Genomic DNA, 13,231 nt, shown 5'->3' with positions numbered 1-13,231 from the left:
GGCAATCGGCTCGATCAGGGCTTCTCGCCGCGGAGGCGAGCGCGGAATTCCTTCAGGTCCGCGCAGGTCACCGCCAGGCCATGCAAGGCCTCGAGTTGTTTTTCATCCTGAATTCCCGCGAGACCGGCACTCATCGACCGAGCCCGAGTACCGAAGCTTGTCACGAGAATGTCGGTGGTCATTCGGGCCACGACCTCGTTCTTCCATCTATCTGGAGCTTTCGGAGAATCGGCGAATCCATCATGGCTTCTCCCCGCCCGAGCAGTTGGAAGAGCCCCTCGTCATCATATCGCAGACCCGCCGGGCCTGAGAGGATGGGAGCCGCCTCGTACTGGATGAGCCACTTGCTGCTCCTGTGTGACTCGTGCACGTGATCGCCTCGCCGCGATCTTCGAGGTAACTGCTCTTTCGTCGCCACGGGCACGAGCGAGTCCAGCCTAACACGATCGTCCGCCGGCCGCAGCTTGCGACCCTCGGGTGGACGACGGAGAATGGCCGCGAGCGGTCCGGTCGGTCGTGGGCCGAGCTTCCTTGAGAGTCGCATGATCATGAATCCATCACGAGGCATCGGGCTGCCTGGGCTGAAGCTCCTCGTCAGGGCGGCGTTGCTGATGCTGACCGTATCGAGACCGAGAGCGAACGCAACCCCGCCCGACGCCTCGTCGAACCTGGTCCTTACGGCCCCGATCGCGACCTGGGACGAGGCGATCCCGCTCGGCAACGGCCTGCTGGGGGGCCTGCTCTGGGGCGACGGCCATCAGCTTCGGCTGTCGCTCGACCGCGGCGACCTCTGGGACCTTCGGACCGCTCCCCAGGTCCACGAGCCGGGGTTCACCTATGCGAACCTGCAGAAACTGGTCGCCGAGAAGAACGCCGCCGAGATCGCGCGACTCACCGATGCTCCGTACGACCATCCCACCCCCACGAAGATCCCGGCCGGCCGCCTCGAGATCGAGCTGGACTCGTCCCGGACCCTCGAACGATTCGAACTGGACCTGGCGGCCGCCGAGGGCCGTGCCGTGATGGGATCCGGTGGCGAGTGCCGGGCCTTCTTCAGCGCGGCGGCACCCGTCGCCCTGCTCCGAGTCGCGGGCGCGGAGCCGAAGGACATACGCCTCCGTGTGCCGGGAAGCGGACGCGGAGAAACGGGACCCAGCAGCCATGCGGTCTCGAAGCTCGGCTACCCTCCCGCGCGGACCGGCCGGGACGGCGGCACGCACTGGTTCGTGCAGGAGACGGCCGGCCCCCTAATCTACTGCGTCTGCGTCGGCAGCCGGAAACTCGACGGGGCGACGCTGCTGGCCGTCACGGTCACCTCGACGAAGGATGGACCCGATCCCCTGGCGATCGCCCGCCGCCGGGTCGCAGAGTCGCTCGAACGCGGTTACGAGGCGAGCTTCGCGCCACATGCGGAATGGTGGTCGCGCTTCTGGTCCCGGTCGAACGTCCGGATCCCCGAGCCCGAGATCCAGCGGCAGTACGACCTCGTCCGCTACTTCTACGGCGCTGCCTCGCGGCGCGGTGCTCCGCCCATGCCCCTGCAAGGGGTCTGGACGGCTGATGCCGGATCGCTGCCCCCCTGGAAGGGGGACTATCACAACGACCTGAACACCCAGATGAGCTACATGGGATATCAAGGCGCGGGCCATTTCGAGGAGGGCCTCAGCTTCCTCGACCTCAACGTGGAGCTGCTGCCGCGATATCGCAAGTTCGCCCGCGAGTTCTACGGGACGCCGGGCGCCAACGTCCCGGGCGTGATGTCGTTGACCGGCGACCCGTTGGCCGGCTGGTGCCAGTATTCGCTCTCGCCCACGATGGGACCCTGGGTCGCCCACCTGTTCTACCTTCACTGGCGCTACACGGCGGACGATGCCTTCCTGAAGTCGCGGGCCTATCCCTGGTGCCGCGAGATCGGGGAGAGCGTCCGGGCCCTCCTCAAGCCCGATGCCCAGGGCGTGCTGGTGCTGCCCCTCTCATCCTCTCCCGAGATCCACGACAACCGCCTCGAGGCCTGGCTTCGGCCGAACACGAACTTCGACATCGGCTGCCTGAAGATGCTCTTCCTCTCGCTCAGAGAGATGGCGGATGCCGCGGGCGAGCCCGCCGACGCCGCCAAATGGCGAGAGGCCGCGAGGGGACTCGGCGGCTGGCACGTCAACCCGGCGGGCGCGCTCAAGCTCGACGCCCGCGAGGACCTGACGACCAGCCATCGCCACCTTACCAACCTCATGGGGCTCTATCCCTTCAACCTGTTGACCATCGAGGGGAGCGAGGCCGATCGGCGTGTCATCAAGGCCAGCCTCGACCAATGGGATTCGCTCGGCACCAAGGAGTGGTGCGGGTACAGCTTCACCTGGATGTCCGCGCTGCGAGCCCGGACGGGCGATGGCGAGGCGGCCGTGCGGAACCTGGACATCTTCGTGAAGGCATTCCTGCTCCGGAACGGGTTCCACGCCAACGGCGACCAGACGAAGCAGGGCTTCAGCAACTTCACCTACCGGCCGTTCACGCTCGAGGGGAACATGCTCGCCGCCGCGGCCGTCCACGAGATGCTCCTTCAGAGCTGGAGCCCGACGCCCGGGATCCGCGATACGGAGGTCCTGCGAGTCTTCCCGGCCACGCCCTGGCGGTGGCACGACGCGTCCTTCGAGGACCTTCGAACCGAGGGGGGGCACCGCGTCTCGGCCCGGCGGGAGAACAACGCGACGACCTGGTTCCGCGTCGTCGCCGGCCCCCTGGGCACGATCCGGATCCGCGACAACTTCGGCGGCCGTGCCCCGAGCTGGAGCCGGCCGGGCGTCACCAAGGTCGGCGACAATTACGAGATCCCCCTGAAGTCCGGCGAGGCGATCGAGGCCCGGTTCGAGAAGCCGGAGCACGCCCCCGCCGCGCCCAGCAATGCCGCCCGGCCCGTCGATCGGTAGGAGTCCGCTCCATCCGTCGGCCGGGTGGGCTTCGGCCTTCTCCACCATCCGAGAGCGTGAATCATGGAGTCAAGAAAAGGATGTGATGGCCCGACCAGCCAGCCATTCGTCGCCTTGCTTGTCGGCCTGATCGTCTCGGCCATGGCTTTCGATATCGCCTATCGCGGCAATCGCGGCGTCTATCCCTATCGTTCCTACCTGGGGCAAACACAGGCCCAGATGGACCTGCTCGAACAGGCGATCGAGGCTCACCGCAAGGTGAGCGGCCACCTCCCTGCAAGTCTTGCCGAGCTGGACATCGTGAAGCGGAAGGAGCGGTTCGAGCTGGACTCGCAGGGCCGGCCACTGGGCGCGGGGCCGATCCCGTATCACTATCAGGCGGAGGGAGATCGTTACACCCTCTTCTGGCCGGGCAATGACGGCAGGCCCGGCGGCTACGGGCTGGATGCGGACGTCTACCCGAAGTCCACGGGACGACCCATCGATCCGATCACGTTCCGGCAGTTCGTATTCGATTTGCCGACTCGCGGGATACTTTGGTCGAGCGTTCTGGCGGGCGGATTCGCGGGCCTGGCGTGCCTTCAGGTCTCGCAGTCGCACCGAGGGATCGGGTTTGCGGTCTGGGTCGTCATCACTTCGGCCGCGGCCCTGTTGATGGCCTTGATCATGGCGGCAATCCATTACCCGAGCGGACACTGACGCCGTGCGATTCCGCTACCTCCGCGACCCGCTGTTCCTCGTCTGCCTGACGACCTATTTCATCAACCGATGGGTCTTCAAGGCGATCTTGGATTCAGGGTTTGTCCACGACCACCTCAACGACCTGATCTGCATCCCCTTCTGGGTGCCGATCATGGTCTGGATGGAGCGCCGGTTGGGAGTCCGTCGCCACGACGGCCCGCCGGACGTCCTCGAGATCGCCGCGCCGCTGGTGATCTGGTCGTGGGTCTTCGAGGTCGCCCTGCCCCGGACGACGCTCTTCTCCGCGTACTGCAAGGCCGACCATCAAGACGTGATGTACTACGCGCTGGGGGCATTCGGAGCGGTCGTCTTCTGGAGATGGTGGTATGGGGGCCGAGAGGCGGTGAAAAGCTCGCCCTTGATGGTATGACGGGCTCGTTCGGGATCTCTTGCGCGGTTGTGACGGCTCCTGTCCCCCAATCCATGGCCTCTCCCGACTCGGCAGGAGCCTCGTGCTCCCGAGGAGCCCCGATCCCGGCTCGGGATCCGAGTCGGCGCCGTCCGGCGACCGCGTCCTGGCCTGATTCCCGTCTTCTTTTCCTTGAGGAGCCTCAGGCCATCTCGGATGACCTCGCTCGCCGTCTGAATTGACCCGCTCCCGACCTTGTCGACGACGAACGGAACCGCTCTGGCCGAGGTCACATCCCTCATCGACGATCTCCACCACGGTTCTGGTCCCGGGCGTCCAGCAGGCGAGGCACCAGGTCATCCAGCTTCCCGCGGGCTTCGGTCGAATAGAGCCGGCCGTCGGCGTCGATCAGGAAATATGTGGGGATCATCGAGATGCCCCAGGACTCGGAGAAGGTGTCCGTGGACTTGCCCGTCCTGATGCTCTCGCCCCAGCCCATTCCCTGATGGTACTGCGGCCAAGGGATCTTCTTCTCGGCCAGGGTTCTCTTGAGATCCTCAAGGCCGTTCTCGTCTTCCGCATTGTCGAGGCTGACGCCCACGATCTCGAATCCGCGGTCATGGTAGCGGTCGTAGAGTTCGGTGAGGTTCGGGATCTCGCCGAGACAGGGTCCGCACCAGGTCGCCCAGAAGTCGATGAGCACGACCTTGCCGCGTAAGTCCCTCATCGAGACCCGTCGCCCCGAGATCACATCGGTGAATTCCAGCTCGAACGGCTGGCCGATTGCGTGGGCCTGCCGCCGTTCGCCATGGATGAGACGGCCCGAGAAGGAGTCGGGGAATTGGCTGGTCACCCGGTTCAAGATTACGTGTTTCCAGATCTCCATGCGTCCCGCATCGGCCAGGCAGAAGGCGCTCAGCGTTGCCAGGAGAATAGCCGCGATCCGGCGGACGGAATGAGGCTGGCCGTCTGGGGCGTCGGGCCCTCTCCGCCGCTCCAGGATCGCCAGCAGGCCGAGGGTCGTCGCCAGGCTCAGGGAGAGCAATAGCAGGGATTCGTGAAGACCTGGCATGTCCTGGAGGCACTTGCGGAATTCCATCTCGAAGAGCCCAGCCATCATCATGACCCGTTGCGTGCGCTGTGGGTCAATCGCCGCGTTGTAGACCTTCGCGGTGACCGCCGGAAGGCCCCCGGGGGCGAAAAGAGCGATCCCGATCGCGCTCGCGCAGGCCAGGCCGAGGAGCACCACCGTCGAACGCCACGCCAGCTTCAGGTTTCGCCGGTTGAGCAGGACCAGGCGAAGCACCAGCAGGCATGCGACGAGCCATCCCAGCCGGGCGTTCCGGGCGTAGTCGACCTGGAGGGCCGCTTGCCGAAGCAGGCTCGCCGCTCGAGGATCGCCCGGGACCTGGGCGGCGAATCGATCGGCGAGTGCCACGGCGGAGGTGCTGTCGATCGGACCGTCCTGATAGCGGATTGCGGCGTCGAAATACAGGGCCGACGCATGCAGGGCGGGGTTGCTAGTGGATCTCAGCTCCCTCGCGATCTCATCCCTTGCCAGGGAGTCGCGGCTGGAATATCTCAATGCGGCCCAGCGCTCCGGCAGGTATTTGCCGAGTCGCGGATCCTCGGGGAAGTGAGTGTACAGCTCTTCCGCAAGAGTCGCGAGCTTCTCCTGCAATTGTCGATAAACGCCCTCTCGACGCTCCAGCGCCAGATTCGCCATCTGCGGTGTTTTCCCCTCCGAGGCCCTGACCGTGGCGTCCAGCTCCGCGACGATCTCATCCGCCGGTCGATGTCCCGGTCGTTCGCCCGCGTCGGCGCTGGGGGAGGTTTGTTGAGTCGTGCCTTTCGTCGGGGCGGCCCCAGCGGACGATCCATCGTTCTCCTGAACAATCCGCGGCGGAGCGGACGACTGGCCCCGCACCGTCGTTACGGTGTACCCCGCCAGGCTCAAGGCCAGCACGACTGCGGCGGCCAGGCCGAGCCGGACGGCGGACACGGCGCGGGCGGTCTCGTTCATCAGCGATAGGGCTGCGGCCGAGACGATCCCGGTGGGCGAGGATCCGGCCGTGGCCAGCGCTGCCGCGGCCCGACTTGTCGAGGTGGCGAGGGCTTGCGGAACCGCGGCCCGGGCTGCGCCGATCTCGAAGTCACTCGCAAGTGCCCCGGCGCTCACGGCCAGCCCGCGGCGGACGAGCCGCTGGCGGAGCATGCCGCGGGCGCGAGTCAGCCGGCCGCTGACCGTGCCGACCGGGCAATGCAGCCGGGCCGCGGCCTCGGCCTGGGTCAGGCCCTCGAAATGGCAGAGGATCACGGGCGTCCGATACCGGAGCGGAAGGCTTGCCACTTCCTCATCAAGGATACCGAATCGTTCATCCCGATTCGAGGCGCCGGCCGGTGCTTCGGGGTCGTCGATCAGCGAGCAGGTCCGGCCCCTCTGCCGTTCGGCCCGGATTCGGGCTCGCGCCGCGACCTTGCGGGCGACGCCGTAGAGCCAGCGGCCGAGCGAGCCGTCCACGCGGACCGAGCCGGCCTTGCGGACCAGGATCAGGAATGTCGCCTGAAACGCGTCGTCGATGTCGGCCGGCGCGTTCAGGGCCCGGCGGCAGACCCCCAGGACCATCGGCCCGTGCCGCGCCACGATCGCTTCGAATGCGGCCTCGGCGGACGCCAACGCCTCGGCCGATTCCCGCTTCCGGAGGACGAATCGCTCCAGCAATTCCGCGTCCGAAACCCCCGCGGTCGCGCCCGGTCCAAAGAGCGCTTGCACCTGCCTCAGGACGTCCGGCGATCTCTCGGGCCTCATGGCATCAACCCCATCGTGCCTGCGTTTCTCTCTGATCTCCCATGCAGGCGAACGACGATTCCCTACAGGAAACCAAGAAAATCTCGCGGATTTCCCAGCCTGGGCCGCCAGGTCACTCCGCCTTGTGTCCATCGCGGTAGCGGGCGTCGGGGCAGGTCGCGAGCAGCACCGTGCCGGGAAGGACTATCACCAGCTTCCTGAGCCAACCGCGGGCCCGTCCGGCCTCCTCCCGGTCTGAGGAATCCGTGGGGATCGTGAGTGCGAGTCGCACCCGGATCGAAGGGTGAAGACCGGATCGTCGCCACGTGGACCGCGTCGCGCCGCACGATTTCTCAAAATTCCCGCCAACCATGAAACTCACGAGCGTTTTTTCGGGATCTTATTGAGTAGGCACGACGAGATTCCGCGCGCTCGATTCACGCCGAACCCGAAAGCGAACGTCCATGCGCCGGCAGGCTTCCCGACTGCATGACCGGACTTCCCGTCGCCTGGAGCAGGCCGTATCGATGCCCCGATCCGAGCCAGGACCGGGGACGAAACGCGACCCAGGCGCGCCATCAAAGCCAATTCGAGATTCGATGTCAAGACTTGATAGATGCATGACTTACGGCTGACGAATCAGTGAGGTTCGATGAACGATCAAAGCCAATCTCATCTTTCCGTCCGGCGCGCTTCGTTCGCGGTCGGGAACTGTGCCCGGGCCTTCCCGTTGCCTCGGGCCCCTGGTAGAGTCTTACGGACCTCTCCTCGGTCCGACGTCGCATGATCTCGCCCGCTCTCGACGCTCAACCACGATGGCCGCCCTCGCGGCCGGAGTCATACCCATGAAGCCATCCCCCGCACGAGCCGAGCCCTCTCGCGCCTCGTGGTTCCGCCCCGCGACTCTTCGGATTCGGCTGACGGCCGCCTTGGCGGCCTCCGCCATGATGCTGGCCGTGGCCATGATTGCAAGGGCGACGGCCGACGACGACCCGGCGGGGGGACGCGAGGGCTTCCCGACCGCCTATGCAATCCGGGACGCGAAGATCGTGGCGGCGCCCGGGAAGGTCCTCGATCCGGGCACGATCGTGGTCCGTCGCGGGACGATCGAAGCCGTCGGGCTGAGCAAGGAGACCCTCATCCCCGACGATGCGGAGGTGATCGAGGGCAAGGGGCTGGTGGTCTACCCGGGGTTCCTCGACCTGTACACCACGGCCGCCCAGAAGGCCGGCGTGGATCGGTCGGCCAGCGGCAAGGGGCGGCTCGTGGACCTGGCCGAGTCTCCGCTGGCCGCGACGCCCGGCGACAATCGGCGGGGGCTGACGCCGGAATTCGAGGTCGCGCCGGCCGTGGAGCTCGCCGATTCGGCCGCCCTGCCCTATCGCAAGCTCGGCTTCACGGACATCCTGGCGGCGCCCTCCGGTTCCATCGCCACCGGCCAGAGCGCGGTCGTCAGCCTGAGCGGCCTCCCGCGCCGGGAGGTGATCGTCAAGACGCCGGTCGCGCTCCACGTCCAGGTCTCTCCCCCCACCGACACGCCCGCCGGAGGAGGCCAGCCGGGTATGCCCTTCGGCCCGCAGCAGGGGCCGCGTCGCCGCCCCGGGGGCGAGCAGGGCGGCACCGAGAACCCCTATCCGCGGTCGCTCATGGGGGCGGTCGCCCACTTCCGTCAGGCGATGCTCGACGCCGATCGGCATCAACGGTTGATGGATCTCGATGCCTCCGGGCCGGGCGCCCCGTACGACCCGGCGCTGGTGGCACTCGGCCGGGCGGCCGGCCGGAAGCTGCCGGTCTGGTGGCAGGCGCAGACCCGAGATGAGATCCACCGGGCGCTCGACCTCGCCGCCGAGTTCGGCACCACGGCCGTCGTCGTCGGCGGCCGAGAGGCGCCCAAGGTCCTCGACCGGCTTAAGGCGGAACGGGTCCCCGTGGTCCTGACCCTTGACTTCCCCGAAGAGCCCAAGGTCCCGACCGAGGAGGAGTACCGCAAGAAGACGGCCGCCGAGCAGGACGAGCCTCTCCGGCTCCTGAATCATCGACACGAGCTCTGGAAGGAGCGCGTGGGCACGGCCGCGACGCTGGCAAAGGCCGGCATCCCGTTCGCGTTCAGCAGCGAGGGGATCGATCGCCTTGACCGCTTCGCCGCGCAGCTCCGGGCGCTCAAGAAGGAGGGGCTGACCGAGGATCAAATCCTCGCGGGGCTGACTAAGCAGGCGGCGGCCATCGCGGGCCTTGACGGCCGGCTCGGCACGCTCGAGCCGGGCAAGCTCGGACACCTCGTCGCGTTCTCGGCGCCGTTCCTGGACGAGAACGCCAAGGTCAAGCTCGCCCTGATCGACGGCCAGAAGCTCGAGGTCAAGGAGTCCGAGGCCCCGGCGGGCGGCGATCGCCCGGGCGGACCCGGCGGCCGTCGCGGTGGCCCGGGCGGACGCGGCCCGGGCGGCCCCGACCGCAAGGAGGTCAGCAAGAAGGCCGACGAGCCGAAGGCGAAGGACGCCGGCAAGAAGGCCGACGAGCCGAAGGCGAAGGACACCAAGAAGGACGAGGCGAAGCCGGCCGAGAAGCCCGCGCCCTTCGTGGACGTCGCCATCGAGACCGAGGCCGATCGGAAGCCGAAGACGAGGACCGGCGGCAACGTCCTGATCAAGGACGCGACGATCCTGACCGTCACCAAGGGGACGATCGCGAAGGGCTCCATCCTGGTGGAGAAGGGGAAGATCGCGGCCATCGGGCCGGACCTGCCCGCGAAGCCGGGCGTCGCCGTGATCGACGCCGCGGGGCTCGTCGCCATGCCGGGCATCATCGATACGCATTCGCACATGGCGATCCAGGGGGGCGTCAACGAGATGAGCCTCTCGGTCGTCCCGGAGGTCCGGGTCAAGGACGTGGTGATCGGCGACGACGCCACGATCTACCGGGCCCTCGCCGGCGGGACCACCCTGGCCCGGCTGCTGCACGGCTCGGCCAACACGATCGGCGGCCAGGACGCCGTGATCAAGCTCCGGTACGGCCAACCCGGCCGCGACCTGATCCTCCGCGACGCCCCCCAGGGGGTGAAGTTCGCCCTCGGTGAGAACGTCACGCGGTCCCGCGGCCGGTTCCCGAACACGCGGATGGGCGTGGAGTCGGTGCTCGAACGCGCCTTCGACGAGGCGAGGGCCTACCGCGCCGAATGGGCCCGTTACGAGGCGGACCGCAAGGCCGGCAAGAAGGTCGGCCCGCCTCCTCGCCAGGACCTGAGGCTCGAGGCCCTCGCCCGGATCCTCGAGGGATCGATCAAGATCCACAGCCACTGTTACCGGGCCGACGAGATCCTCATGCTCCTCCGCACGGCGGAGAAGTATGGCGTTCGGGTCCAGTCCCTCCAGCACGTCCTCGAGGGTTACAAGGTCGCGGCCGAGATTGCCGCCCATGGCGCCAGCAGCTCGACCTTCTCGGACTGGTGGGCCTACAAGATCGAGGCCTACGACGCGATCCCCCAGAACGCCGCCCTCCTGGCCCAGGCCGGCGCGGATGTCTGCATCAAGAGCGATAGCGAGGAGCTGATCCGGCATCTCAACCTCGAGGCCGCCAAGTCGGTCCGCTACGGCGGGATGAAGGAGCAGCAGGCACTCGCCATGGTCACGATCAACGCCGCTCGCCAGCTCGGCCTCGACGGCCGGCTGGGCTCGATCGAGGTCGGGAAGGATGCCGACATCGCCCTGTTCAACGCCCACCCGTTCGACGCCTTCTCCCGGTGTGAGCTCACGCTCGTCGACGGCGAGGTCTACTTCGAGCGTGCGGAGCCCGACGGCAAGCATGGCGCCCGTCCCGGCGACCATCGGGCGATGCCCCAGCCGGCGGATCCGGCCAGGGTGCCGGAGATCGCGCTGGCCGAGCAGCCGAAGGGGCTGGTCGCGCTCCGAGGGGCGAAGATCCATCCGGTCTCCGGCCCCGAGATCCCCGACGGCAACCTGATCATCGCCGACGGCAAGATCGCGGCCGTCGGCCCGGCGGCCTCCACGCCGATCCCGGCCGAGGCCCAGATCGTGGAGGTGAAGGGGATGGACGTCTGGCCCGGCATGGTGGACGCGGGGACCACGATCGGCCTCTCGGAGATCGGCAGCCTGACCGAGACCCAGGACTCCGCCGACGCGGGTCGGTTCGATCCGGAGCTGCGGGCGAGCTCGGCGCTCCGGGCCGACTCGGAGCACATCCCCGTCACCCGGATCGCGGGCGTGCTGTCGTCGTTCGTCGAGCCCGGGGGCGGCCTGATCGCGGGCCAGGGCTGCGTGATCAACCTCCGAGGCTGGGTGCCCCGGGAGCTCGTGGTGAAGGACGCCGTGGCGCTCTGCGTGAACATCCCGACCTATGTCCCGCCGCCGGCCGACGGCGCCCGCCGCCGACCCGGCATGGGCCAGCCCCCCGGCGAAGGCCCCGAGAACCAGGAGGATCCCCAGGCCCGGCGCAAGGAGCAGCTCGAGCTGATTCGCACCTGGTTCAAGCGGGCGGCGCGGTACGGCGATGCGGTCGCCGCCGCCCGGTCCAAAGGGACCACGCCTCCGCCCGTCGACATCCGGCTCGCCGCACTCGCCCCCTACGCGAAGGGAGAGGCGCTCGTGATCTTCTCTGCCGATCAGAGGATGGAGATCCTCGACGCCCTGGCCATCGCCAAGGACCTGAAGTTGAAGGCGGCGATCACCGGGGCCAACGAGGGATGGAAGGTGGCGAAGGAACTCAAGGCGTCCGGCATACCGGTCATCGTGGGGGGCGTGCTCAACGAGCTCCGCCACGAGCACGAACCCTATGATTCGGTCTACGCCAACCCGGCGAAGCTCCACGCCGCGGGGGTCAAGCTCGCGCTCAGTTGCCGGCGTGACGGCTCTCTGGCCGCCGCGGGGCCCAGGAACCTTCCTTTCGAGGCCGCGACCGCGGCCGCCTTCGGGCTCCCCGAGGACATCGCCGTCCGCTCGGTAACCCTGACCGCCGCTGAGGTCCTGGGCGTGGCCGATCAACTCGGATCGCTGGATCCGGGCAAGCGAGCGAACGTCGTCATCACGGCCGGCCACCTCCTGCAACCGACCACACGCGTCCTCGCCCTGTTCATCGACGGCCGCTTCGAGCCGATGGAAAGCCGGCACACTCGACTCTACGCGAGATACCAGGAGCGGCTGAAAGACGTGCAGGCGGGCAGAGCCCCGCTCGGACTCGAGAGATCGACGAACCCGAGTTCCGGCTCCGGCGGCACGCCGGCCGCACGCCCCACACCGCCGGCGCTCCGCTGAGGCCGACCCTCGCTGTCGGAACGAGCCGCACCTTGGGGGGCGACTGACCTCGCCCCCGCCCCTTTCCGTAAACAATCAGGCCGAGGTCATGGCGGCGACCGGCTCCGTCGCCGGGACGGGGACCAGACCGGCCGTCGTCCGGGGGCCGACCTCTTCGCGCCACGGGGAAACCTCGGGGCTGCGACCGAGCCATTGGCCCACGACCGAAGCGATCCTGTTCGGATGTTCCGTCATGCTGATGTACTCATCCACGCCCCCCCGGAACAGGTCCAACGCAGTCTGGTCGTCGTAGTGTTCGTCCGCGACCAGGACCGTGGCCGGCCTGGGGAGGATTGAATTCGACCAGAGGAGCTGGTCCATCTCATCGGCCCGGCGTCCGTCCGTCGACCTCGGCCAATCGACAGCGATCAGGTCGGGGGCGGTACAGTCGATCAGCTCGGCCCCCTCCGCAAGAGACCGAGCGATGACGAGCCGGGCGCCCGGGAAGCAGCGGACCTCGGCCCAGAATCGCGCGAGCCACCTCGCGTCATCGGACACGGCCAGGACCGTGAGATCTCTCATGGCGAAACTCCCTGTAGCGGATGGACCTCAAACCTTCCCTGTCGATCCACCGTCGTGGCAAGACCCGGCGGGGGCAACATCGCACCGAGCTGACCGTCATGACTTCATGAGTCAGCCTAGTAACCGGATTCTCTTCGAAGCCGCGACCCTTCAGTGGAGAGCATTGATAATCCGTAGCCAGAATAATCGATTCCCGCAATCTCAACTTGACACGCATTTGTCCTGCCCGGAGGACCTTGCCGCAGCCGCCAAGCGGCCTCGTTCGCTTAAGCGCCGTCCCGTTAGCGATTTCAACGCAGAAAAGCAATTTCGTGATGACGTGGGCTATCCCGATTCGGGACGACTCTTCACCGTTTCTATGTTGATTTTTCGCGACCTTGGATGAGTACCCTCGCCCGGTGATGGCTTCGACGTTCGCAAGGGGGGCTCGGTCCGTGGAGACATGAAGCGATGGTTCCTTGGCGACTTCAATCGGTGAATTGAGTCCGGTGGGGGCGGGCGGGCGGGCGGGTCGACTCTTGCGGATGATGCGGGGATCCGCGACCATCGGCACGACCTGGACCGTGGATTTCGATTTGGATGTGGGCCATGGAGACTTGCGTCC

General features: G+C 67.5%; 8 protein-coding genes. 4 read left to right on the top strand and 4 right to left on the bottom strand.

Features of this window, described 5'->3' with window-relative positions; genetic code table 11:
* Window positions 1–14: 14 nt before the first annotated feature.
* Window positions 15–182, bottom strand: coding sequence for a hypothetical protein (locus G6O54_RS03995; RefSeq protein ID WP_165220356.1), 168 nt, complete (start codon window positions 180–182; stop codon window positions 15–17).
* A 366-nt stretch (window positions 183–548) separates the two neighbouring features.
* Between G6O54_RS03995 and G6O54_RS03990 the strand changes: the two genes are divergently transcribed.
* From G6O54_RS03990 to G6O54_RS03980, 3 genes are all read left to right on the top strand, one after another.
* Entirely contained in the window at window positions 549–2,924 is a 2,376-nt protein-coding gene (locus G6O54_RS03990) for a glycosyl hydrolase family 95 catalytic domain-containing protein (RefSeq protein WP_165220353.1), read from the top strand.
* Window positions 2,925–2,987: 63 nt separating this feature from the next.
* Window positions 2,988–3,623 carry a hypothetical protein gene (locus G6O54_RS03985; protein WP_165220350.1) on the top strand — a complete coding sequence of 212 codons (636 nt, stop codon included), beginning with the start codon at window positions 2,988–2,990 and terminating at the stop codon, window positions 3,621–3,623.
* A gap of 4 nt (window positions 3,624–3,627) precedes the next feature.
* Window positions 3,628–4,035 (top strand): hypothetical protein, encoded by a 408-nt coding sequence (locus tag G6O54_RS03980; protein WP_165220347.1) that lies wholly within the window; start codon window positions 3,628–3,630, stop codon window positions 4,033–4,035.
* Here the strand turns inward: G6O54_RS03980 and G6O54_RS38705 are convergent.
* Together G6O54_RS38705 and G6O54_RS03970 are read right to left on the bottom strand one after the other, a co-directional pair.
* Entirely contained in the window at window positions 3,945–4,316 is a 372-nt protein-coding gene (locus G6O54_RS38705) for a type II toxin-antitoxin system ParD family antitoxin (RefSeq protein WP_165220344.1), read from the bottom strand. The two genes, G6O54_RS03980 and G6O54_RS38705, sit on opposite strands and share 91 nt — an antisense overlap.
* Window positions 4,313–6,823: a sigma-70 family RNA polymerase sigma factor gene (locus G6O54_RS03970; RefSeq protein ID WP_165220341.1), complete on the bottom strand. Its 2,511-nt coding sequence runs from the start codon at window positions 6,821–6,823 to the stop codon at window positions 4,313–4,315. Before G6O54_RS03970 ends, G6O54_RS38705 begins: the two co-directional genes overlap by 4 nt.
* A gap of 824 nt (window positions 6,824–7,647) precedes the next feature.
* On the opposite strand from G6O54_RS03970, the gene G6O54_RS03965 reads away from it, so the two are divergent.
* Entirely contained in the window at window positions 7,648–12,066 is a 4,419-nt protein-coding gene (locus G6O54_RS03965; RefSeq protein ID WP_250846710.1) for an amidohydrolase family protein, read from the top strand.
* 75 nt (window positions 12,067–12,141) lie between these two features.
* On the opposite strand, the gene G6O54_RS03960 is transcribed toward G6O54_RS03965, so the two are convergent.
* Complete coding sequence (locus tag G6O54_RS03960) at window positions 12,142–12,627, bottom strand: response regulator (RefSeq protein ID WP_165220338.1); 486 nt, start codon at window positions 12,625–12,627, stop codon at window positions 12,142–12,144.
* Window positions 12,628–13,231 lie beyond the last annotated feature (604 nt).

It is taken from the genome of Aquisphaera insulae, from assembly GCF_011064615.1.
GTDB classification, from domain to species: domain Bacteria; phylum Planctomycetota; class Planctomycetia; order Isosphaerales; family Isosphaeraceae; genus Aquisphaera; species Aquisphaera insulae.
This window is presented reverse-complemented; position numbering and strand designations above follow the sequence as displayed.

Excerpts from the sequence above, each read along its gene's own strand:
- G6O54_RS03995 (WP_165220356.1), bottom strand. The coding sequence starts at position 182 with ATGACCACCGACATTCTCGTGACAAGCTTCGGTACTCGGGCTCGGTCG.
- G6O54_RS03990 (WP_165220353.1), top strand. The coding sequence starts at position 549 with ATGAATCCATCACGAGGCATCGGGCTGCCTGGGCTGAAGCTCCTCGTC.
- G6O54_RS03985 (WP_165220350.1), top strand. The coding sequence starts at position 2,988 with ATGGAGTCAAGAAAAGGATGTGATGGCCCGACCAGCCAGCCATTCGTC.
- G6O54_RS38705 (WP_165220344.1), bottom strand. The coding sequence starts at position 4,316 with ATGAGGGATGTGACCTCGGCCAGAGCGGTTCCGTTCGTCGTCGACAAG.
- G6O54_RS03970 (WP_165220341.1), bottom strand. The coding sequence starts at position 6,823 with ATGAGGCCCGAGAGATCGCCGGACGTCCTGAGGCAGGTGCAAGCGCTC.
- G6O54_RS03965 (WP_250846710.1), top strand. The coding sequence starts at position 7,648 with ATGAAGCCATCCCCCGCACGAGCCGAGCCCTCTCGCGCCTCGTGGTTC.
- G6O54_RS03960 (WP_165220338.1), bottom strand. The coding sequence starts at position 12,627 with ATGAGAGATCTCACGGTCCTGGCCGTGTCCGATGACGCGAGGTGGCTC.